Source organism: Erwinia sp. GW821-FHT03D09 (genome assembly GCF_059420805.1).
Map to the genome: position 1 here is coordinate 1 of NZ_JBWKUK010000031.1, position 22,327 is coordinate 22,327.

Below are 22,327 nucleotides of genomic sequence, written 5' to 3' on the forward strand. Positions count from 1 at the left end.
GTATCTTACGCATAGCGATCTCCTCAGGGGACATAGTCAGTATGTCGGAAGATCTCTAAAAGTGAATGGGCCGTTTTGGTGGGATACTTACAAACACGCTAGCCCATTCTTTTCTGGTAGTATTAAGTTTCAATATACATTCATTATTCAGTACCTTCAATCAACCAATACAGTCAATGAATGAACTGCAATTAAAAAATCCACATGAATAATACAACGTAGTTTGGGTACTGGATTCCAAAACAGAACCTATGCATTATAAATTTTTCTGTACTTAATGTAAGGGAACTACATGGCTAATATAATTTACGGAACCATCAAGGGTGACAAGCAAGGGTTGATCTCTGCGGGGTGCTCAACTTCTGATTCAATAGGAAATAAGTACCAAAAAGGGCATGAGGATCAGATCCTTATTCTTGAACTACTTAATCTTATGACTCGTGAAAGTAACGTTCAACTTCACCCTCTCCAAATCAGAAAGCCCATCGATAAAGCGACCCCACTCTTAGCTTTAGCAATGAACCAGAATGAACGCCTGACGTGCGAGTTCGTATTTTACAGAATGAACCCTTCTGGTGGGCTGGAGGTTTTCTTCAAAATAAAGCTAACTGATGCAACGTTAAGCGAAATTAGAATGTTTAGTCCTAACTCATTGACACACAATGAGGTTCAATCTGATGAGAGTATTTCTTTCAAATACGAATCCATCACTTGGGAACATGTTATGGCTGGAACAAGTGCGTATAGTATCTGGGATGATAGGGTGTATTAATCATGGGTACTACTGCAATAGCTCACTTGAAGTACGATTTAGATAGGCATGCTGTGGATCTAAGACGTATTGCCACACTAGCCTCCACCTATTTTATTGAAAACTACCAAGTAAGAAGAGAATACCTCAGAGAAGTTGATGATTTTATAAACGATATTAATAGACGATTCAAGAACACTTTTGATGTCAATGAACGCATGAAATTAATTTATGAAATGCGTGCTGAAAGTGAGCTAGCTACTCGCGAATATCAGATACTAAGGCAAGGAAGTTATACCAAGTACATCGTTACAGAAATATTTGAAGATCAAGGTGTAGTTAAATATGCCAAAATAGGTGGAGGAGTTGTCTCAGGATTACTTCAGACATATATGGGTTGGAAAATTACGAAACTTGGCCAAACGATGCATTTTAGGCACATGAAATCTATTGGGGTAGTATTAATTGCAAATGGAACAAATAATACATTTGAATCGATATCACCTATTCTATTTGAAAACCAGCGAGTTGGTTGGGTTAGACACTTATATAGACTAGGTGCTGAATATTTAGGTGGGGATAAGTATGATGGTGATTTTGCTTATGGAACAGTTGATTTTATAGCCACATTGTATTCCGCATATAGAATGCCTGTTTTAACCCAGAACAAAAATAGATTGGCGAGTCCTTTATTATTTGAAAAGCCTGGGACAGGAAGGCTTTTTAATTATGTAAACAGAGACTACGTACCTAAATGGATTAATGCAAGCAATGCCATGAGAATATATCAACTTGGTTCTACCGCTCATAAATTCTCACTATTATATGGGGATGAAGGCTACAAATATCAGGAGAATTGATTTATCTTTAGCTTGAAACCGAGCTTAATTAATTTAAGCTCAGTTACTATACTGTGGTTGTCCTTTTTAGCATTATTATATATCTCCCATAAAATAAAGGCAGCAAAAAATGGAACGACAAATAAAGTTTCTTTTGTATCAAAAAAAGTAGTTCCAATGACATAAAGAATGGATATAGTAACTAAAGTAAAAATTGTTTTAGCTGACTCTTTCGACACTACAACTATAGAATCGACGAATGACATTTTTCGGCTATCCTCTTCTCCTAATCTTTTTAGTTCTTTTTTATATTCTAAAAAGTCTTTCTTGAATTTTAACAATTCTTTATAAGAAAAACCATTCTTAGAGACTATACTACGTTGCCTCATTTATCCGCCTCATTGATTTATTCTATTTTAAGTTAGTATAACTGAAGAAAAAAATAAAATCATTAACAAAAACCAAATAGCTTTAAATTTTAGACTGTCAAACATATTTTTTACTCTCATGGATAGTTGTCTTAGATGACATTTTATGGCTTAGTGTAATCTTCATCTTTTTCACCGCACAGCAATATCATACGGACAGACCTTGTATAGTCGGTACTTAAAAGACAAGGATACCAGATCATACAACCCACACCGTCGTGCAAATATTGATACACTTCTATTTTTATCCATTGCATTTGAATTCTTCTTAATATAAAAAACACTCCGCTTTTTACTTGCGTAGGTAATCCCTTGTACTTGTTTCAACGGTCGCTTTCGGGATGAATGCCTGAATGAACACTGGTTCAACGATATTCTTCATGCCCGGAAAATCATTAATGACTGGCGGCAGGACTATAACGAGTCCAGACCTCATTCATCGCTGAATTACCAGACGCCGGCTGAATTTGCAGCAAGCTGGAGAAATGGAAAATTAGAAGGTCAACAAACCGACATTACTAACTGAAGGTTGTATCTAATATTGGGAGCAGGTCAATAAAAGCGTTCTACACACTTTAACGCTTCACATTTAGAACGAGTTCCAAGAGATCGACGAAATTCACGACGTTGACCATTTGGAAGAATGTTAACTTTTCTGTAGTACCAGATACCGTGACGAGAGAGCATGAGAAACATGATGAGCCTATAGCGATACACAAAAGTTGTACCACTTAAGCTTGTTAGGCATGGATTAAGTACTTTATATCATTAAGAATGAAGTACTTACTCAGAATTGGGTGGAGGCCCTGCCAGCTACATCCCGGCACACGCGTCACTTGTTACGGCTGCTTCCTTCCGGACCTGACCGAATTCACAAATTAGCATTGCGGGAGAACCAACAGGGCCCCCATTGACGGCCCCGGATAACCGAAGCGCAGGCGCATTATCAATGAACCCCAGGCCAATTGCAAGCCAGCCCCCGATGACCGTTTGTTTCTTGCACAATACGGGTGATATTCCCTCACTACTTGCCAAATCGCGCTGATTAATCTGCTTAAATATCAGCCCCTGTCCTTTATACTGTCTCCTTGCTGAACGGCTTCGCGGCTGGTTCCCGTTTACAGCTATGCCCAGGGAGTGAATTTGGACACAGAACACGATAACTTTCGCCAGCGCATCTTTCAGATCCTCGCGGCTATCCCCTACGGTTCCGTCACCACCTACGGAGAGATTGCCCATCTGGCGGGTTCACCCAAAGCGGCTCGCCAGGTTGGCGGCGTGCTGAAACGCCTGCCGGAGGGTAGCAAGCTGCCCTGGCATCGAGTGATTAACCGACTCGGTGAGATATCACTTACAGGGAACGATTTAAGCCGACAGCGGCTTGCGCTGGAGGCGGAAGGGATTGAGGTATCGCGAGAGGGTAAAGTCGATCTGAAGCGCTATCGTTGGAAGCCTTAGTAACGCCCCCGCAGGGGCGTTTTAACAAGCGCCAGAACCATCAGATTAGTATGAGGTGGGCGCTGGCACCGCCGAGGAAGGTGTAACCTGTGTAGGCGACGTTGAAGGCACCGAGGTGGCCGCCCCGTCCTGTGCCTGAAGTGGCATTGACGGTACCGGCACCAGCGTCAGATCCTGTCGCGTGCCGCCCGTAGTGACCACCTGCTTCACGGTATCGGTAATAAACAGCATTTTACCATTGACTGTAACGGCTGCACTTAACAGAATCCGTGCGCCGGGTTGGACATCCGCCGGATTAAACGGCAGCACGAACTGGAACGGGGCTTGCTTGCCTTCGGTACGCGTAACTCGCTGCGAGAGCACCTTCGACGGTGCATCGGCCAGGGACGCGTCTGACAGCGTGACCGTCAGCACTGCATCAGGCGGCAGTGCAATCCTCTGGCGAATCCACACCGTACCACTCACGTTTGGCTGCTGGATAACGACCTGTTGTCCCTGTACCTGCGAACCCAGAGTCGGTGTCGGCACATCTTTGCTCTTGTCCGCACAGCCAGAGATTGCCACCGCAAGGGCGGCACTGCTCAATACAAACCAGAGTTTCATGGATGTCTTCTCCTTTTTTGATCCCTTCGGCGCGATAATGCCGTTCTGGGGCAGAGCTTTACTGCCCGTAAGGCTTTAATTCTGGCACATGTTGCTGGATTTTTCCTGTTACCAGCTATTTTCATTCTTTCCGTACGAACTGCGCAGATCCCACAAACAGGCGTTGACGCTAACTGGTCGGATCTCGCAAACTGAGCACTGAAATTTTTAAGAGGAAGCCGCATATGAGCCAGGCGCTGCAAAATTTATTAAATCTGCTCGATCTGGAAAGCCTGGAAGAGGGCTTATTCCGCGGGCAAAGTGAAGATCTTGGCCTGCGCCAGGTATTCGGCGGCCAGGTTGTCGGCCAGGCGCTCTATGCAGCCAAACAGACCGTTCCCAGCGAACGTATTATCCACTCCTTTCACAGCTACTTTCTGCGCCCAGGCGACAGCCAGAAAGCCATTATTTACGATGTGGAAAACCTGAGGGACGGCAACAGCTTTAGCGCCCGGCGGGTAAAAGCGGTTCAAAACGGCAAACCGATTTTTTATATGACCGCCTCATTTCAGGGGCCGGAAAGCGGCTTTGAGCATCAGAAAACCATGCCGGTGGTCCCGGGACCTGATGATTTGCCTTCCGAACACGAAATCGCACATAAACTTGCCCCACATATCCCCGAGCCCTATCGCGACAAGTTCCTGTCGGAAAAGCCGTTTGAAATCCGTCCGGTGAAGTTCCACAACCCGCTGAGAGGACATGTGGACGAACCGTATCGTCACCTGTGGATACGCGCGAACGGCACCATGCCGGAAGATAAGCGGATTCATCAGTATTTGCTTGGCTACGTGTCCGATTTCAATTTCCTCCCGGTATCACTGCAGCCGCACGGTAAAGGCTTCCTTGAGCCGGGTATGCAGGTCGCTACCATCGACCACTCCATGTGGTTCCATCGTCCGTTTGACCTTAATGAGTGGCTGCTGTACAGCGTGGAGAGTACTTCGGCTTCCAGCGCGCGTGGCTTCGTTCGCGGCGAGTTTTACACCCAACAGGGGACACTGGTTGCTTCGACAGTGCAGGAAGGCGTGATACGCCAGCGCGAGTAAAGCAACCACAGACGATAATGATTACGGGGATCGGCCAAAACACGGACGTACTGCTGGACTTGCGGTTTGAGAGTTTGCGGTGTTACTGAGATGTATGCAAAAAAGCGGGCCATAATGGCCCGCACGTTTTTTTTATTTTTAGCGCACTACTTTCCTTCTTTCACTTACCCCATTACTGGTTGTAAGCATTCTCGCCGTGGCTGTTGACGTCCAGGCCTTCACGCTCGTGCTCTTCTGGAACACGCAGACCGACAATCATATCCGCCACTTTGAAACCAATGAATGCGACAACGGCGGTCCAGACGACAGTCAGCGCAACGCTTTCCAGCTGTACCCAAACCTGATGGCCCATGGTCACGCCTTCTGCATATCCTACGCCACCCAGTGAAGATGAAGCGAATACACCGGTCAGGATACAGCCAACGATACCGCAGACACCGTGAACACCGAACACATCACATGGGTCATCTACACGTAGCCATTTCTTCAGGGTGGTCACACCCCACAGGCCAGCCAGACCGCCCACCAGACCGATAATCAAAGCTCCACCAACGCCAACGTAACCACAGGCTGGCGTAATCGCTACCAGACCCGCAATTGCACCGGAGCTGACGCCCAGCAGCGAAGGCTTACCGCGCAGCGCCCACTCACCGAAGGTCCAGGTCAGCATGGCACCAGCCGTTGCTACGACAGTGTTCAGGAAGGCCAGACCGGCGATTTCGTTCGCGGAACCCGCAGAACCGGCGTTGAAGCCAAACCAGCCGAAGTACAGGATCGCCGTACCGGTGAACACCATTGGCAGGTTATGCGGTTTAAAGGCTTCTTTACCAAAACCTGCACGTTTGCCCAGCAGGTATGCCCCGACCAGACCCGCTACCGCGGCGTTGATGTGAACAACGGTACCGCCAGCGAAGTCCAGCGCGCCATCCTGAGCCAGGAAGCCGCCTGCCCAGACCATGTGTGCAATTGGCAAGTAAGCAAAGGTTAGCCAGATCAGTACGAAGATCAGCACGGCTGCGAAGCGGATACGCTCAGCAATAGCACCGACAATCAGACCCACGGTAATACAGGCAAAAGAAGCCTGGAACGCAACATGAATATACTGGTAGAAAGAACCCATCAGCGTCGTTGGCGCAATACCTTTCAGCATCGCCCAGTTAAAGCTGCCGAAGAACGCATTGCCTTCGCTGAAGGCCAGAGAATAACCGTAAACCATCCATACAACGCAGACCATGGCAAAAGTCATCGCCACCTGGGTCAGCATGGACAGCACGTTCTTACCGCGGATCAGGCCGCCGTAGAACAGCGCAATGCCCGGAATTGTCATAAACAGCACCAGCGCGGTGCAGATCATCATAAAAGCGTTGTCGGCTTTATCCGCTACCGCCGGTGCGGCAGCCATGGCAAGCGACGGTAACAGAGCAATGCTGGCAAGGCCAAACTTAGCGAGTTTCTTCATTTTATCCCATCCCATCACAATTCTTAGCCCCGAATTACAGTGCTGCTTCGTCAGTTTCGCCGGTACGAATACGGATCACCCGCTGCAGTTCTGCAACAAAGATTTTCCCGTCACCAATTTTGCCGGTGTAGGCGGCTTTGCTAATTACATCAACCACTTCATCGATCTGGTCATCTGCAATCGCAATATCAATTTTTACTTTTGGCAGGAAGTTAACGCTGTACTCAGCTCCGCGATAAAGTTCTGCATGCCCTTTTTGTCTGCCAAAACCTTTAACTTCCGTCACGGTCAGACCCTGAATGCCGATAGATGACAGCGCTTCACGCACGTCTTCCAGTTTGAACGGTTTGATTACCACGGTAACCAGCTTCATACGATCCCCTCCAGTATTGAATACGGTTGTTTCACGAACACGGATTTACTAAAGCAAAGGCTGTGCCAGAAATGAAAAACAGGCAGCTTTCAGGTGATTAGTCAGTACGGTTCTGAGGCGCAGCCTGGGATGGGATGTCGCGAACAGAAAGCCTGTAAGAGGAGTATAGAAAAAACGCACCTTAACGGTGCGTTGTGTGTTGGCTCAGTGCATTAAGTCAGGGCAATGGTTACTTTTTCGCCTGAATTTGGTGCAGACTCTGCTGAGTGAAGATCAGCTTTCTGCGGCAGCCAGCTCTTCGCCCGCCAGCTGTAGCTGGTACATTTGCCAGTAGCGCCCCTGCGCAGCCAGCAGCTGTTGATGATTGCCGCGCTCCACTGCCTGCCCGCGGTGCAGTACCAGGATTGTATCAGCCTCGGTGATGGTGGAAAGGCGATGAGCAATCACCACCAGCGTGGTCTGCTGGCGTATAGCCCGCAGCGCCTTCTGAATCGCCTGCTCGGTACCTGAATCGATATTGGCGGTAGCTTCATCCAGGATCAGGATCTTCGGCGTTGCCACCAGCACCCGCGCCATCGCCAGCAGCTGTTTTTGCCCAACCGACAAGTTATTCCCCTGCTCGCCCAGACGGGTGTATATGCCGTCGCTCATACTTCTCGCCAGGGAAGCCAGCTGCACGGTTTCCAGCGCCTGCCAGACCGCCTGTTCGCTGATATCCCGCCCCAGCGTAACGTTGGCAAAGAAGGTCTCCGCCAGTACCACCGGGTCCTGTTGCACCATCGCCACGCTCTGGCGCAGCGAGGCATGGCTGAGTGATTCCAGCGGGCGGCCGTCCAGCAGGATTTCACCTTTACTGAGCGGATAGTAGCCCATCAGCAAATTGGCCAGCGTGCTTTTACCGCTCCCCGTATGACCAACCAGCGCGACGAAATCACGCGGGGCCACCTCCAGATTAATATCGCTCAGTACCGGCTTACCGGTGCGATAGGCAAAAGTCAGGTCGCGAATAGCAATGCTGCCGCTGGACAGCCGCTGCGGGTCATCCCCATAGGGCTGGCGCGGCGCATCCATCAGCTCGAAGATGCGCTCACCGGCCACCACAGCCTGCTGCAGCATCGACTGCTGAGTCGTCAGCTCGATAAGCGGTTCGTTAAGGCGGCCAAGGTAATTAATAAAGGCATAAAGTACCCCGACTTCTATCGCCCCCACCGACGAAAAACCAAACAGCAGCATCAGGCCACACAGGATCATCGCGGAAAACAGGCTGAGCAATGGCCGCAGCAGGAAGCCATCAAGCCGCAGCGTCTGCATCCGCGCCAGATAGTGCGAACGGCTGGCGGCCCCCATACGCTCACCAAACCGCGCCTGCTGGCGGAACTGCTGGATAACGCTCATACCGTTGATTGCTTCATTAAAGCCGTTATTGATGTCTGCCAGATAGCTGCGCACCCGGCGAACAATCGGCGTGCTGTAGCGCTGATAAATCAGCATCACGATCAGCACTGCCGGGAAAATAGCTATCGCGATCAGTGCCATACGCCAGTCCAGGCTGAACATCGCCACCAGCATCGCTCCCACCAGCGCCGCGCTGCGCAGTACGGTTGCCACCACGGTGACATACAGATCGCGAACCACTTCAGTATCATTGGTGACGCGGGAAATAATTTGCCCGACCGGCTGAGTATCAAACGCGCTGAGCGGCTGGCGCAGCGCAGCATCCATCACGTCGGTACGCAGGCGCTGCACCACGCCAACGGCGGCCTGGTTAAACAGCAGTGACTGCCAGTAATGCAGCGCCGCAGCCAGTAGCTGTAGCAACAGGAAGCTGGTTATCAGACCGGCTGCCAGGCCCAGCGGCATACGATGTTTTGCCACCATATTGTCGATAAAGTAACTAATCAGCACCGGTCCCAACACTTCCGCCGCGGCTGCTACCCACAGCATCAACACCGCCAGAATCAACGATTTGCGCCATGGCGATCCATAGGAGAGCAGTCGTTTAAGCGTGGGCCACAGCCGCCGGTTTTCATTCGCCATGCGGCACCTCCCGCTCTGATTCATCTTCATCCAGCGCAGCTTCCAGCTGCTGATAGCGATACATATCTCGATACCATCCGCTGGCGGCGACCAGCTGTTCATGGCTGCCGCGCTGGACGATTTTGCCATGCTGTAATACCAGAATTTCACTGGCTTCGGTCAGCGCGGAGAGTCGGTGTGCAGTGATGATAATAGTACGCCCTTCACCCCAGCTGCGCAGGTTGTGCAGGATCTGATGCTCGGTACGACCATCGACGGCCGACAGCGCGTCATCCAGTACCAGAATTTCGGCATTGAGCAGCAGCGCGCGCGCGATAGAAATACGCTGTTTTTGTCCGCCGGACAGCATCACTCCACGTTCCCCAACTTCGGTATCGTATCCCCCCGGCAGTCGCAGGATATCTTCATGAACGGAAGCCAGCTGCGCCGCCTGCTCGATTTCATCCTGCGTGGCGCCCGGATTGCCAAGTGCAATGTTGTTGGCAATCGTGTCGGAGAACAGGAACGGCGTCTGGCTGACAACCGCCAGGCGGCTACGCCAGCTGTCCAGCTGCAGTTCGGTGAGCGGAGTACTGTGGTAGCGGATATCCCCGCGATCGATATCAAAATGGCGCTGGATCAGGCTGAGCATGGTACTTTTACCCGAGCCGGTCGGGCCGCACAGCCCCAACATCTGTCCCGGTGCCAGTCTGAAATGAATGTCCGATAATGAAGACTGAGCGGCGGCCGGATAGCGGAACTCGCCGATTGCGACCTCCAGCTCCCCGCGCCCTTCCCACAGAATTGTCTCGCCGTCGGTGACCGTTGGCGCTTCCGACAGTAGCGCTTTGATACGGCTCCACGCGGCACTGCCGCGCTCAACAATGTTGAACATCCATGCCAGCGCCAGCATTGGCCAAATCATCAGGCCGAGGTACATCACAAAACTGGTCAGCTGGCCCAGGCTTATTTCCCCATGCCAGACCATCCAGCTACCGCCGCCGATCGCCAGCAGATTCGACAGGCCAATCGCCACGTAAATCGTTGGATCAAAGCGCGCATCAACCCGGGCGACGCGCAGGTTTTTTTCCCCGGTATCCCGGGCGATGTCGGCAAACTGCGCCGACTGGCGATCTTCCAGGCCAAAAGCTTTGATCATCCGAATGCTGGTCAGACTCTCCTGAGTCTGATCGTTTAACGATGAGAAAGCCGCCTGCGCCAGCTTGAAGCGGTTATGCAACTGATCGCCGTAGCGTTTGATCACCAGCGCCATCACCGGCATCGGCAGCAGCGCCAGCAGCGTCAGCTCCCAGCTGATCTGCGTGCTCATCACAATCAGCACGGCACAGCCCATCACCAGTGAGTCCACCAGCGTCAAAACGCCTTCCCCGGCGGCAAAGACCACGCGGTCAACATCGTTAGTCGCACGGGCAATCAGGTCACCGGTGCGGTGGCGTAAATAGAATTCAGGATGCTGGCGACTGAGCTGGCGATAGAAATCTTCACGCAGCTCCACCGCCAGCTGGTAGGAGGCACCAAACAAAAGCACGCGCCAGACGTAACGCAGCAAGTAGACCACCACGGCGGTAAGCAACATGACACCCACCCACACCAGCAGCCGCTGATGGCTCATCTGCTGCTGGCTAACGCCGTCAACAATGGTGCCAACGATATGGGGCGGAAGTAACTGCAGCAGCGCAATGACGATGAGCAACAGAACGGCGCCCACGTAGCGCCGCCATTCGCGTAGGAAATACCAACTTAGCTGGCTGAAAAGTCGCACAAAGCATCCTGATTATCGACCGAAAAAAGACAGTTGCCGTTCAGGGGGCAACCGGCAAAGCGGTGGTGTATTTTATCTCTTCCATGGCAAAACTCGAAGTAACATCGATCAGGCCTGGAATACCGTTGACCAGCCGTTTGTAGAAGCCATCGTAGCTTTTCATATCGGCGACCTGCACCTTCAGCAGGTAATCATATTCTCCCGCCATACGGTAAAAACCCATCACTTCAGGCATCGCCTGAACTAGCGTCACAAACTGCTGAAACCAGCTGCTGCTGTGCTGCTGAGTTTTTATCAGCACAAACGCCGTCAGTCCCAGACCCAGTTTTTCACCGTCAAGTAGCGCAACCCGGCCGCGAATATAGCCCTCATCCTCAAGCCTTTTCAAGCGCTTCCAGCAGGGCGTGGTAGTCAGGCTGACCGCATCGGCCAGTGCCTGAAGCGAGAGCATGCAGTCCTGCTGCAGCAGGTTAAGCAGCATGCGGTCTTTTTTATCAAGCTGGTTTGGTAGCAAAATTTTCTCTCATCAGGTGTGCAGACAGCATAATTATAGCAACCTTTTCCCCGATGGTTTAGTTAATCTGACATCTCTCCAGACCACTTCAGGGATGATGACGATGAACAAAAATATTTACCGTAACCTGATCATTGCCGGGCTTTTTACCGCCGTTGCCCTGACATGGGGGACAACATGGATGGCGATGAAAATCGCCGTGGCCACGGTTCCTCCGGTTTTCGCAACCGGTTTGCGTTTTTTGTGTGCCGCACCACTACTCCTGCTACTGGCGCACTATCGTCGCGCCCCGCTGCTGTTTCCCGTCGGTCAACGTGGTTTCCAGCTCTGCGTTATGCTGTTCTACTTTGCCATTCCCTTTACGCTGATGATCTACGGTGAGCGTTACACATCTTCCAGCCTGGCGGCGATTATCTTTGCCACCATGCCTGCGGCGGTGCTGGCAGCATCGCTGCTGTTTCTGCGGGAAAAAACATCGCTTCAGCAGCTCCTGGGGCTGGCAATCAGTCTTGGCGCACTGAGCACCATTCTGTGGCATGAAACCCAGGCTAATGGCGTAAGCCAGCTGAAGGGCATTCTGGCGCTGGTGGCGGCGGTGCTGATCCACGCACTGATGTACGTACAGTGTAAAAAACGCTGCGCCGGGATTTCCGTTCTGAGCTACAACGCCCTTCCCTGCCTGGGTGCGGGGGTGCTGTTAACGCTGACCGGCCTTAGCGAATCACCGGATTTTCACGCGTTTGCTCCCGAGGCGCTGATGGCTATTGCTTATCTGGGATTCGTCGCGGGTGTCGGGGGGATACTGTGCTACTTCGCCCTGCAACAGGTCGCGCGGCCTTTCCAGGCCTCGCTGGTATTTCTGGTCTTCCCGCTGATCGCTATCGCACTGGAAAATCTGCTTAACGGCAGCAGCATCAGTCGCGAATCCTTACTGCTGCTGCTGCCGTTCCTGTTGGGGATTTTACTCACGCTGTATCGCGGCGCGGCACAAAAACGCAAAGTGGTTGTGCCCGTAGAAATACAGCGCTGAATACAAATAAAAAAGCCGGACATCTTGTCCGGCACACTGGAAAACGGGTCTCAGTATTCGGGGGAATAGTCGAGATGTGGTGTGTTAAGCCAGTGGTTGAGGTAATGCGACACTCCCTGCGTCGCGCAATTTCCAATAACCGGTAAATGCGGTAGCTGTGCTTTCAGCTGCGCCATCGCATTTTGCATGACAAAGCCATATCCAACCTGATTCAGCATTTCCAGATCGTTCATCGCATCGCCAAAAGCCATGCAGGTCGCCATCTCAATCTGCAGATGTCCGGTGAGCCGGGTTAGCGCCGATCCCTTATTACAGCCCAGCGGTAACACCTCCAGGCAGTGGCTGGCAGAAAAGCAGAGATGAGCGCTGTCTCCAAGCGCCTCACGCAGCTGAATCAGCAACTGGCACAAATCCTCATGCTCGCCGAGAAAACAAATTTTAGTGACCTGATGCTCCGCCAGCGTGCGCGGATCGGCAATATGGTAGCTAAAGCCGCTGAGCTGATGCGCGTCTAAAATTTCAGGTTCATCAAACTGGGTAAACCAGCCGTCATCGTTGAAAACGTGCAGACTCGCTTTAGTCTGCCAGTGGCTGTGGATCACCTGACGGGCAACTGACGGTGGCAGATCGGAGCCAAACAGCAGACCGCCCGCCGCATCGTGAACGCGGGTCCCGTTGCCGCTGATTAACCAGGCGGGCAGATTGTGCTGCTGCATCAGCGGTTGCATTTCCAGGAAGTGGCGACCGGTAGCAAAGGCCAGTTGAACCGGGTGCGCCTGCAGCGATCTCAGGCTCAACAGAGTTTGCTCCCCAAACTGATGATTCGGTAACAGCAACGTTCCATCCATATCAAATGCAGCAAGGCGAACCATAATCACTCCGGCAAAGGTGGTTAATCTGTCGGCAAGTATCTCCTGGTATTTGCGGAACAAATAGTGAATACTTTTAGAAAACTGTTCCGGGTTTAGGCTGATGCGTGAAATTAACCGGTTAAATCAATACCAGCGGCTTTGGCAGCGCAGCGAAGGCCAACCTCTGTCATCCAGCGTGAACGAAATAGCCACCTGCTGCTTTTGTAGCGAACGCCACGTCCGTACACTGCTGAATCAGTGGCAGGAAGCCAGCTGGCTGCGATGGGAAGCCAGCCCAGGACGCGGCAAGCGTGGAACCCTGACCTTTTTACGCACACCTGAAGCGCTGCGTAGCGAAATGATGCTGCAACAGCTGGACAGAGGGCAACCGCAGCATGCCCTGCAGCTGGTGCCGCTCGCTACCGAGCAGCTCAGCCAGCTTCTTCAGCCGTTTCTTGGCGGCCAGTGGCAGAATAATCAGCCGACGCTGCGTATCCCCTACTACCGCAAGCTGGACCCTCTGCGCCCGCTGGTGTTGGCCGGGCGTGCGGAGCAGCACCTGGCCCAGCAGGTATTCTCGGGGCTAAGCCGCCTGGCCGGTGATGACGCTATCCCCGACCTGGCCCACCACTGGCAGATTAGCGACAATGGTCTGAGCTGGTTTTTCTTCCTGCGGCCTCAGCTACGCTGGCACCACGGCGAAGCGGTAACCGCACAACAGCTGCAGCAGACGCTGCAAAATATTCTTGCCAGCCCGACCGGAGAGCGGATGCTCGCCAGCGTGAAGCGCGTATCTCAAGCCCATGCGCTCTGCCTGCGCATCGATCTGCATCAGGCGGACTACTGGCTTGCTCACCGGCTGGCCAGCGTATGCTGCCTTTTACCCCATCCCGACAATCCTGATATCGGTACAGGCCCGTGGCGGCTGATCGCCAACTCGACAATGCTGGTCAGGCTGGAAAGCCACGGGTGGTATCACGGCGTCCATCCTCTCATGCAGGCGGTTGAATACTGGATCGCGCCGCAGCTTTTTGACCGCGAACTCGGCACCAGCTGCCGCCATCCGGTGCAGATAGCGATAGGGGCACAGCAGGACCTCGCGCAGCTACAACCCGTGAGCCAGCGTATCAGCCTGGGGTTCTGTTACCTGGCTATTGGACAGCGCGCCGGACTCAACGCCGCACAGGCACAACACATTATGGCGCTGGTACACCAGTCGGGGCTGGTCGAGCAGTTGCCGCTGGAAGAAGGATTGATTTCCCCCAGCAATGAGATGCTTCCGGGTTGGCATATTCCGCAATGGAATCCCGATCGGCAAACGGTACTCCCCGCGACGTTAAGCCTGCATTACCATCTGCCGGTAGAACTGCACGCAATGGCCATCCGGCTTCAGCAGCTGCTGGCAGCGCAAGGCTGCCGCCTCAGCCTGCACTTTCACCCGGCGAAAAACTGGCAGGATTATCCTTCGCTGGCGGAGGCCGATCTGGTGATGGGCGATCGCCTGATCGGTGAAGCGCCGGTATTTACCCTTGAAAGCTGGCTGCGGCTCGATCCGCTGTGGCCGGCAATTATCGGCAAGCCGCAGTGGCAGAAGCTATTGCAGTCACTGAACGAACTTCAGCAGCATGCTGACGCGACCGGACGGCACGATGCGATGCATGCCGTGTTTAAAAAACTGATGCACCAGGCTGCCATTACGCCGCTGTTTAACTATCGCTATCAGGTCAGTGCACCGCCGGACGTCGAGGGGATACGCCTTAATGCGTGGGGCTGGTTTGATTTTTCCCGCGCGTGGCTCCCACCGCCGGTAGCCATTGAATGAGTGAAACTACCTTTCTATCGATTCAGGCAGTACCATAGCGGGCAGAACATTATCAGGAAGAGTAAGTATGAAACGTGCAGTCGTAGTATTCAGCGGTGGTCAGGATTCCACAACCTGCCTGATCCAGGCCCTTGAGCAATATGACGAAGTTCACTGCGTGACCTTTGATTACGGCCAGCGGCATCGGGCAGAAATTGACGTTGCTCAGCGGCTGTCACTGTCGCTGGGTGCTCGTGCGCACAAGGTGCTGGATGTCACCCTGCTTAACGAACTGGCGGTCAGCAGCCTGACCCGCGATAACATCCCGGTACCCACCTGGGACCCCGCCAGTAGCGGTCTGCCGAGTACCTTTGTACCGGGGCGCAATATTCTCTTCCTGACGCTGGCGGCTATTTATGCCTATCAGGTGGAAGCCGAAGCGGTGATTACCGGCGTGTGCGAAACCGATTTCTCAGGCTATCCTGACTGCCGCGATGAGTTTGTAAAAGCCCTCAACCATGCCGTATCGCTGGGCATGGCGCGCGATATCCGCTTTGAAACACCTCTGATGTGGCTGAACAAGGCGGAAACCTGGGCGCTGGCCGACTACTGGCAGCAGCTTAAACTGGTCCGCGAACAAACCCTGACCTGCTACAACGGTATTCAGGGTGATGGCTGCGGCGATTGTGCAGCCTGCCATTTGCGGGCTAACGGTCTGCAGGAATACCAACATAATGCCACCGCTGTGATGCAGGCGATGAAAACGAAAACCGGCCTGGTTTAACAAGCGGTGACAACCGGGCTCACCGCCCGGTGAACCCTGCCAACAGGCCGAAGAAACGAATAATGATGATGTTAAACCGTTTACCGTTTAATTGAATAAGTAAAAACATCGTACTTTATTCACTCAGCTCCAGCATCGCCTCCAGTCTCTGACGCAGTTCCCCTTCCATCGGCTGCGCTTTCTGAGTGCGCAGGTCAATGCAGACGAAGGTTAACAGTGCATCGGCCACCGCCTCGCCGCCGGGCTGTAGCGTTACCGTTTGCGCAATCACTCCGCTTTTACCGTTCAGCTGCTGCACCTTGCTGCTGACCAGCAGGACATCGCCAAGCACTGCGGGCCGACGATAGTTAATATTGATATTCACCACGATAAACGCCAGATGATTTGTCGTCATCCAGAGAAAGGCTTCAGTTTCTTCAAGCCAGGCCCAACGAGCTTCCTCAAGAAACTCCAGATAGCGCGCGTTATTAACATGTTGATAAACATCAAGATGATAACCACGAACTTTGATGGTGGTCTGCATTGCTTTCGCTCTCCGAGTAAAAAAGGTCACACCAACTGGTATGACCTCTAAGAGATTAGCAGCCGGAACATCTGCTTTGCAGCCGACGTGCCCGACTCGCGAAACGGATCACAGTTTAATTCGTGTCAAATTACGTTCGACCAGTGCTTTGCCAATTCCCGGAACCTCGGTCAGCTGGTCTAACTGGCTGAAAGGACCATATTTATCTCGATAGCTGACGATCGATTCGGCTTTTTTAAGCCCGACGCCGTTCAGCGTAGCCGCCAGTTCCTGGGCGGTCGCACTGTTAATGCTCACCTGCCCTGTGGCATCGTCTCCCTTCTTACCTGCCGCATGCGTGGTCAGCGTTTTCACTTCCGTTCTGGTTTCAGCCTTCACATCCTTTGGTGCCCCTGTATTGCCTGTCGCCAGGGCTGGTGTGATAAGCGCCATACCGAATGCCAGTGAAAGCGCCTGAAGCATTGATTTAAACATGCTGTTTTCCTCCATGTGTTTGACAGCATCACCAAGCTACGTCAGTGCCTTTCAGGCGGCAAACGGCAGATTTCAGAAATGGAAAAGGCCGCATAAGCGGCCTTTCGTGTTGCAATCAGTTGCAGTGAGTTTGCGAGGCTTACTGTGCCTGAGCAGCCGCACCGTACTTGATTTTGGCTTCTTTACGCAGGTTAGTCATCAGCGCCTCAAAGGCAATCTGTGCGTTATTCTGCGTTACGCCCTGTACCAGCGCGGTTTTCTGTGCAGCCGGCATTTCGCCAGTCTGTACCTTATCCAGCGACAGCAGCACAACGTTGCCCTGCATATCTTCACCCACGCCGTAAGAGGCTTTGCCTGCTGCCGGCAGCGGCAGCGCAAAGGCAGACTGTGTCAGAGGGTCCTGCCCGGTACGCGTCAGCGTCTGGGTTTCACCAAATTTCAGGCCAGCCGCTTTCAGTGCCTCATCGCCTTTACCGGCTTTGAGATCTGCCAGCAGCTTATCGGCCTGCGACTTCGCTGCCGCCTGCGCTTTCTGCTGCTTCAGGGTATCGGTAATCTGCGCGGTCACCTCTGCCAGTGGCTTAAAAGCTTCAGGCTTGTGCTCGCTGATACGCAGAACAAAAGCACGATCGCCGTCAACGGTGATGATGTCTGAGTTCCGGCCCGGTGCGCCATTATCCCCTGCAAGGCCGCCGTTGAAGATCGCTTCCTGAACCGGTTTAAAGTTCAGTTCGGCAGGCAGATTATCGTGGCTGAACCAGCCCGTTTCCACCGCTTTAACGCCGGCCGCTTCTTCCGCTCCCGCCAGTGACTCAGTGTCGTTACTTGCCGCATCGCTGACTTTCTGCTGCAGCTTATAGTAAGCATCAACGGCTTTTTCCTGCTTCACTTTTGCCGCGATATCATCACGAACGTCGGCCAGGGCTTTAATCTGCTGCGGCTCAATATCATCCAGGCGAGCGATAATAAAGCCAACTGACGATTTGATGATCCCTGACAGCTGGCCTTTGTCTTTCAGGCCTGAGTTTTTCAACTCATCAGGGGTAGTATCCGGCTCCAGCCAGCCCATATCGCCACCCTGACGAGCAGAGATCGGGTCGGCCGATTTCTCTTTTGCCAGCGTGGCAAAATCACCGCCGTTTTTCAGCGCATCCAACACCGACTGCGCTTCGGCTTCGGTTTTGGTCTGAATAATGCTGTAGCGGTTACGCTGCGGCTGAGTGTAACCCTGCTGATGTTCATCATACCAGCCCTGGATTTCGCTCTCGCTTACGGGTTCCTGCATACTTGCCGCATCCAGCTTGATATAACTAACGCGGAACTGCTCAGGAGACATGAAGTTGCTTTTATTCTGCTGGTAGTAGTTATTAATTTCATCAGGCGTGATGGTCTGTTTTGCCGCCAGTTCGCCGACGTTAATCGTCACTTCACGCACCAGGCGCTGCTGGGAAATCAACGCGGCCAGCGCATCACTTTCGCTACCCAAAACAAAGTCGGTACCGGTAACGGACTTAATCAGCTGCTGAGTTCTCAGCTGCTTGCGCAGCGCTTCAGCATACTGATCGGCCGAGAAGCCCATATCGCCAATCAGACCCAGGTACCTGGCATTATCAAATTTGCCGTCGGTCTGAAACGCGGGCTGAGTGAAGATTGCCTGCTTGATTTGATCGTCGCTAATTGCAAGGCCAATATTTTTTGCATACTGGTCCAGCAGAATTTCATCGGTCAGCTGCGAAAGCGCCTGCTGACGCATCTGCTGCATGTAGCCTTCGTTACCTGCCAGTTCGGAGAATTGTTCGCCCAGCATCTGCTGCTGACGCGCACGCTCGTTGCTGAAAGCTCGCTCAAGCTGAGCACGGCTGATTTCCTGACCGTTCACCTTGGCAGCATAATCCCCGCTGCCGCCCGTCAGGTATCCGCCTACGCCAGTAAGAACAAAGGACAGGATGATCAAACCCAGTATAATTTTGAGCACGACATGATTCGAGGCCGCGCGTAAATTGTCCATCATGGTGTGACAACACTCCGCTGTAGTGTGAATGTAAAACCTTGCGCTATCGTCCCGCGTTCCCGAGGACGTGCAACGCCATGCATTGCTGCAACTCCAGTGACTCCAGGGAGTTACATCCTGTAGACAACCGCATTATGCGAATGTCACTGAATCATAAAAAAAGGCACATCAATCTGATGATGTGCCTGTATGTTACATGAGAACGCTCTGGCGATCCTCACTCCGCCAAAGAAATCTGTTTCGACGGCAGCATATTGCTTAGTTAACGGCGTCTTTCAGCGCTTTACCGGCACGGAAGCCCGGTACTTTGCCCGCAGGGATAGTAATTTCTTTACCTGTCTGCGGGTTACGACCCGTACGCTCTGAACGCTCGCGCACGGAGAAGGTGCCGAATCCTACCAACGCCACTTCGTCACCAGACTGCAGAGAATCAGTAACAGAGGCAATAAACGCATCCAGTACACGTCCGGCTGCAGCTTTGGAAATATCTGCATTTACAGCAATTTTGTCGATCAACTGTGACTTGTTCACCTAATCATCCCCTCTTTTATTTTTCACACCGTAACTGGCACCCTGCCAGCAACGTATGTGCTGTCGTTTATTATGACCGCGAACCTAACTTGTTGAGCCATTACCATCGGCAATCGTTGCCAGGACTGGCTTAACAGCATCCTAAATTAGCCGGACAAAAAAAGGCTGGCAAGTAACAATTCACCTGCCAGCCCTCGTTTTACGGCGATTTATCTTAAATCACTATTTTTCGGTGACAACCTGCACGCCGGAAGGGGCATTTTGCAGGGCCAGCTCAAGAACTTCTTCGATACGCTTCACCGGATAGATTTTAAGATCGGCAATCACGTTATCCGGAATTTCTTCCAAATCGCGCTTGTTTTCATCCGGAATAAGTACCGTTTTGATTCCGCCGCGGTGCGCTGCCAGCAGTTTCTCTTTCAGACCACCGATCGGCAGCACCTGGCCACGTAACGTGATCTCACCGGTCATGGCCACATCAGCACGCACCGGATTACCCGTCAGGCAGGAGACCAGCGCGGTACACATGGCGATACCTGCGCTTGGGCCATCCTTCGGCGTTGCTCCTTCAGGAACGTGAACGTGGATGTCACGCTTCTCGTAGAAGTCACCGTTGATACCCAGCTTATCAGCACGGGCACGCACGACGGTTAGCGCCGCCTGGATTGACTCCTGCATGACTTCACCCAGAGAACCAGTGTAGGTCAGCTTGCCTTTACCCGGTACACAGGCGGTTTCAATGGTCAGCAGATCGCCGCCCACTTCCGTCCACGCCAGACCGGTTACCTGGCCCACGCGGTTTTCGCTGTCGGCACGGCCATAGTCAAAGCGTTGAACACCGAGGAAATCTTTCAGATTGTCGCCGTTGATATCGATATGTTTCTTCGATTTATCCATCAGCAGCGTTTTAACGGCCTTACGGCACAGTTTTGAGAGTTCGCGCTCAAGGCTACGTACACCCGCTTCACGCGTGTAGTAACGGATGATGCCAACAATCGCGCTGTCATCGACTGAAATTTCATTTTTCTTCAGCGCGTTACGCTCGATTTGCTTCGGCAGCAGGTGCTGTTTGGCGATGTTCAGCTTTTCGTCTTCGGTATAACCGGAAAGACGGATCACTTCCATACGGTCAAGCAGCGGAGCCGGGATGTTCATCGAGTTAGACGTTGCCACAAACATCACATCGGAGAGATCGTAATCCACTTCCAGATAGTGATCGTTAAAGGCAATGTTCTGCTCGGGATCGAGCACTTCCAGCAGCGCTGAAGCCGGATCGCCACGCATGTCCGAAGACATCTTGTCGATCTCATCCAGCAGGAACAGCGGGTTTTTCACCCCGACTTTGGCCATTTTCTGGATCAGTTTGCCCGGCATAGAACCGATATAGGTACGACGGTGACCGCGAATTTCCGCTTCATCACGCACGCCACCCAGCGCCATACGCACGTACTTACGGCCGGTGGCTTTAGCGATTGACTGCCCCAGCGAGGTTTTACCCACGCCCGGAGGCCCCACCAGGCACAGGATCGGACCTTTAATTTTGCTGACGCGGCTCTGTACGGCTAAATACTCGAGGATGCGGTCTTTCACTCGCTCAAGGCCGAAATGGTCGGTATCCAGCGTTTCCTGCGCTTTTAGCAGATCTTTTTTCACCTTGCTGCGCGCATTCCACGGAACCTGAACCATCCAGTCGATGTAGCCACGCACCACGGTGGCTTCTGCCGACATCGGCGACATCATCTTCAGCTTCTGCAGTTCGGCTTCAGTTTTGTCTTTTGCCTCTTTCGGCATTTTGGCCGCATCGATTTTACGCTTCAGCGCTTCATTTTCGTCAGGCGCATCGTCCATCTCGCCCAGCTCTTTCTGAATGGCCTTCATCTGCTCATTCAGATAGTACTCACGCTGGCTTTTTTCCATCTGCTTTTTAACGCGGTTACGGATGCGTTTCTCAACCTGCAGCAGGTCGATTTCCGACTCCATCATCGCCATCAGATATTCCAGACGCTCATTAACGTCGGACATTTCCAGCACGGACTGTTTGTCAGCCAGCTTCAGCGGCATGTGCGCCGCAACAGTATCAGCCAGGCGCGCAGCATCATCAATGCTGTTGAGCGAAGTCAGCACTTCAGGCGGGATCTTTTTATTCAGCTTGATGTAACCTTCAAACTGATTGATCGCCGTACGCACCAGCACTTCCTGCTCGCGCTCTTCAATTTCCGGGGACTCAAGGTACTCTGCCTGCGCGGCAAAATGGTCACCGTTGTCGGATAAAGTCGTGATATGAGCACGCTGTAAACCCTCTACCAGCACTTTCACCGTGCCGTCCGGGAGTTTCAGCATCTGTAAAATGGAGGCGACGGTCCCGACAGAGAAGAGATCGTTAATGCCCGGCTCATCCGTTGAAGCTTCTTTCTGAGCGACCAGCATGATCTTTTTGTCATGATCCATGGCGGCTTCAAGGCAGCGAATCGATTTTTCACGACCAACAAACAACGGAATGACCATGTGCGGATAAACCACTACGTCACGCAACGGTAACACAGGGATTTCAATGCGTTCAGAACGCTCAGGATTCATAGAGCTCTCTCTTAGTTTAGTTTCCGCCAGGTAAGGGGAACCGCATCATCCTTAACAGAAGCGGTTTACCCACAGGTATTTGAGTATATGGGGATGAATGGAATAGATTCAACGTTGGGGTTACCAGAAAAGTTAAAGGGGGAAGATTTTCCCCCTTTTCGGTTAACTGACGGAAAGATTTGGTTATTTATTCGCCAGAAGCCTGCTGCGCTTCCGGTTTACCGTAAATAAGTTTAGGCTCGCCGTTGTTTTCAATCACCGAGGCGTCTACCACCACCTTCTCCACGTCTTCCATTGAAGGCAGATCGTACATGGTATCCAGCAGCACGCCTTCAACGATGGAACGCAGACCGCGCGCGCCGGTTTTACGTGACAGTGCCTTTTTCGCAATCGCCGTCAGCGCTTCATCGCGAAACTCAAGATCCACCCCTTCGAG

Annotated in this window: 21 protein-coding genes, 1 other RNA gene and 1 pseudogene; 8 read left to right on the top strand and 15 right to left on the bottom strand. The window is 52.4% G+C overall.

Annotation, left to right across the window (positions count from 1 at the left end):
• Positions 1-292 precede the first annotated feature (292 nt).
• Together AC07U6_RS21700 and AC07U6_RS21705 are read left to right on the top strand one after the other, a co-directional pair.
• Positions 293-772 (top strand): Hcp family type VI secretion system effector, encoded by a 480-nt coding sequence (locus tag AC07U6_RS21700; protein ID WP_494761780.1) that lies wholly within the window; start codon positions 293-295, stop codon positions 770-772.
• A 2-nt stretch (positions 773-774) separates the two neighbouring features.
• Positions 775-1,611 (top strand): DUF4225 domain-containing protein, encoded by an 837-nt coding sequence (locus AC07U6_RS21705; RefSeq protein ID WP_494761779.1) that lies wholly within the window; start codon positions 775-777, stop codon positions 1,609-1,611.
• Here AC07U6_RS21705 and AC07U6_RS21710 read toward each other — a convergent pair.
• Positions 1,599-1,979: a hypothetical protein gene (locus AC07U6_RS21710; protein WP_494761778.1), complete on the bottom strand. Its 381-nt coding sequence runs from the start codon at positions 1,977-1,979 to the stop codon at positions 1,599-1,601. The two genes, AC07U6_RS21705 and AC07U6_RS21710, sit on opposite strands and share 13 nt — an antisense overlap.
• 361 nt (positions 1,980-2,340) lie before the next feature.
• Between AC07U6_RS21710 and AC07U6_RS21715 the strand changes: the two are divergent.
• Positions 2,341-2,544: pseudogene (locus tag AC07U6_RS21715) on the top strand (integrase core domain-containing protein); the annotation flags it as partial.
• Between the two features lie 278 nt (positions 2,545-2,822).
• Here AC07U6_RS21715 and ffs read toward each other — a convergent pair.
• Positions 2,823-2,919, bottom strand: an RNA gene (gene ffs, locus AC07U6_RS21720) — signal recognition particle sRNA small type.
• A gap of 242 nt (positions 2,920-3,161) precedes the next feature.
• Here ffs and AC07U6_RS21725 point away from each other — a divergent pair.
• Positions 3,162-3,476 (top strand): MGMT family protein, encoded by a 315-nt coding sequence (locus AC07U6_RS21725; RefSeq protein WP_494761777.1) that lies wholly within the window; start codon positions 3,162-3,164, stop codon positions 3,474-3,476.
• A gap of 45 nt (positions 3,477-3,521) precedes the next feature.
• Here the strand turns inward: AC07U6_RS21725 and AC07U6_RS21730 are convergent, their stop codons facing one another.
• Positions 3,522-4,079: a YbaY family lipoprotein gene (locus AC07U6_RS21730; RefSeq protein WP_494761776.1), complete on the bottom strand. Its 558-nt coding sequence runs from the start codon at positions 4,077-4,079 to the stop codon at positions 3,522-3,524.
• 224 nt (positions 4,080-4,303) lie between these two features.
• Between AC07U6_RS21730 and tesB the strand changes: the two genes are divergently transcribed.
• Entirely contained in the window at positions 4,304-5,164 is an 861-nt protein-coding gene (gene tesB / locus AC07U6_RS21735; RefSeq protein WP_494761775.1) for an acyl-CoA thioesterase II, read from the top strand.
• Positions 5,165-5,336: 172 nt separating this feature from the next.
• On the opposite strand, the gene amtB is transcribed toward tesB, so the two are convergent.
• The 5 genes from amtB to AC07U6_RS21760 form a co-directional block, all read right to left on the bottom strand.
• A complete protein-coding gene (gene amtB, locus AC07U6_RS21740) occupies positions 5,337-6,638 on the bottom strand; it encodes an ammonium transporter AmtB (protein WP_494761774.1) in 1,302 nt (433 codons plus the stop codon).
• Positions 6,639-6,657: 19 nt separating this feature from the next.
• The gene (glnK, locus tag AC07U6_RS21745; protein WP_105590813.1) at positions 6,658-6,996 is read right to left on the bottom strand and encodes a P-II family nitrogen regulator; all 339 of its coding nucleotides are present in this window, start codon (positions 6,994-6,996) and stop codon (positions 6,658-6,660) included.
• Positions 6,997-7,269: 273 nt separating this feature from the next.
• The gene (locus AC07U6_RS21750; RefSeq protein WP_494764442.1) at positions 7,270-9,033 is read right to left on the bottom strand and encodes a SmdB family multidrug efflux ABC transporter permease/ATP-binding protein; all 1,764 of its coding nucleotides are present in this window, start codon (positions 9,031-9,033) and stop codon (positions 7,270-7,272) included.
• Positions 9,023-10,795, bottom strand: a complete 1,773-nt coding sequence (locus AC07U6_RS21755; protein ID WP_494761773.1) for a SmdA family multidrug ABC transporter permease/ATP-binding protein — start codon at positions 10,793-10,795, stop codon at positions 9,023-9,025. The genes AC07U6_RS21750 and AC07U6_RS21755 overlap by 11 nt, the downstream gene beginning before the upstream one ends.
• Before the next feature lie 40 nt (positions 10,796-10,835).
• A complete protein-coding gene (locus AC07U6_RS21760; RefSeq protein ID WP_494761772.1) occupies positions 10,836-11,309 on the bottom strand; it encodes an Lrp/AsnC family transcriptional regulator in 474 nt (157 codons plus the stop codon).
• Positions 11,310-11,412: 103 nt separating this feature from the next.
• On the opposite strand from AC07U6_RS21760, the gene AC07U6_RS21765 reads away from it, so the two are divergent.
• Entirely contained in the window at positions 11,413-12,339 is a 927-nt protein-coding gene (locus tag AC07U6_RS21765) for a DMT family transporter (RefSeq protein WP_494761771.1), read from the top strand.
• 50 nt (positions 12,340-12,389) lie between these two features.
• On the opposite strand, the gene cof is transcribed toward AC07U6_RS21765, so the two are convergent.
• Positions 12,390-13,211: an HMP-PP phosphatase gene (gene cof, locus AC07U6_RS21770; RefSeq protein ID WP_494764441.1), complete on the bottom strand. Its 822-nt coding sequence runs from the start codon at positions 13,209-13,211 to the stop codon at positions 12,390-12,392.
• 100 nt (positions 13,212-13,311) lie between these two features.
• On the opposite strand from cof, the gene AC07U6_RS21775 reads away from it, so the two are divergent.
• Both AC07U6_RS21775 and queC read left to right on the top strand, forming a co-directional pair.
• On the top strand, positions 13,312-15,012 hold the full coding sequence (locus tag AC07U6_RS21775) for an SgrR family transcriptional regulator (protein ID WP_494761770.1): 1,701 nt from the start codon (positions 13,312-13,314) through the stop codon (positions 15,010-15,012).
• A gap of 67 nt (positions 15,013-15,079) precedes the next feature.
• The gene (gene queC, locus AC07U6_RS21780; protein ID WP_494761769.1) at positions 15,080-15,775 is read left to right on the top strand and encodes a 7-cyano-7-deazaguanine synthase QueC; all 696 of its coding nucleotides are present in this window, start codon (positions 15,080-15,082) and stop codon (positions 15,773-15,775) included.
• Between the two features lie 115 nt (positions 15,776-15,890).
• On the opposite strand, the gene AC07U6_RS21785 is transcribed toward queC, so the two are convergent.
• The 6 genes from AC07U6_RS21785 to AC07U6_RS21810 all read right to left on the bottom strand — a co-directional run.
• The gene (locus AC07U6_RS21785) at positions 15,891-16,298 is read right to left on the bottom strand and encodes an acyl-CoA thioesterase (RefSeq protein WP_494761768.1); all 408 of its coding nucleotides are present in this window, start codon (positions 16,296-16,298) and stop codon (positions 15,891-15,893) included.
• 108 nt (positions 16,299-16,406) lie between these two features.
• On the bottom strand, positions 16,407-16,772 hold the full coding sequence (locus AC07U6_RS21790; protein WP_494761767.1) for a ComEA family DNA-binding protein: 366 nt from the start codon (positions 16,770-16,772) through the stop codon (positions 16,407-16,409).
• A gap of 139 nt (positions 16,773-16,911) precedes the next feature.
• On the bottom strand, positions 16,912-18,783 hold the full coding sequence (gene ppiD / locus AC07U6_RS21795; RefSeq protein WP_494761766.1) for a peptidylprolyl isomerase: 1,872 nt from the start codon (positions 18,781-18,783) through the stop codon (positions 16,912-16,914).
• 258 nt (positions 18,784-19,041) lie between these two features.
• A complete protein-coding gene (gene hupB / locus AC07U6_RS21800; RefSeq protein ID WP_494761765.1) occupies positions 19,042-19,314 on the bottom strand; it encodes a nucleoid-associated protein HU-beta in 273 nt (90 codons plus the stop codon).
• 222 nt (positions 19,315-19,536) lie between these two features.
• Positions 19,537-21,891, bottom strand: coding sequence for an endopeptidase La (gene lon, locus AC07U6_RS21805; protein ID WP_494761764.1), 2,355 nt, complete (start codon positions 21,889-21,891; stop codon positions 19,537-19,539).
• A 187-nt stretch (positions 21,892-22,078) separates the two neighbouring features.
• Positions 22,079-22,327 (bottom strand): ClpB D2-like domain containing protein (locus tag AC07U6_RS21810; protein ID WP_494764846.1); only part of this gene is annotated, 249 nt, incomplete at its 5' end.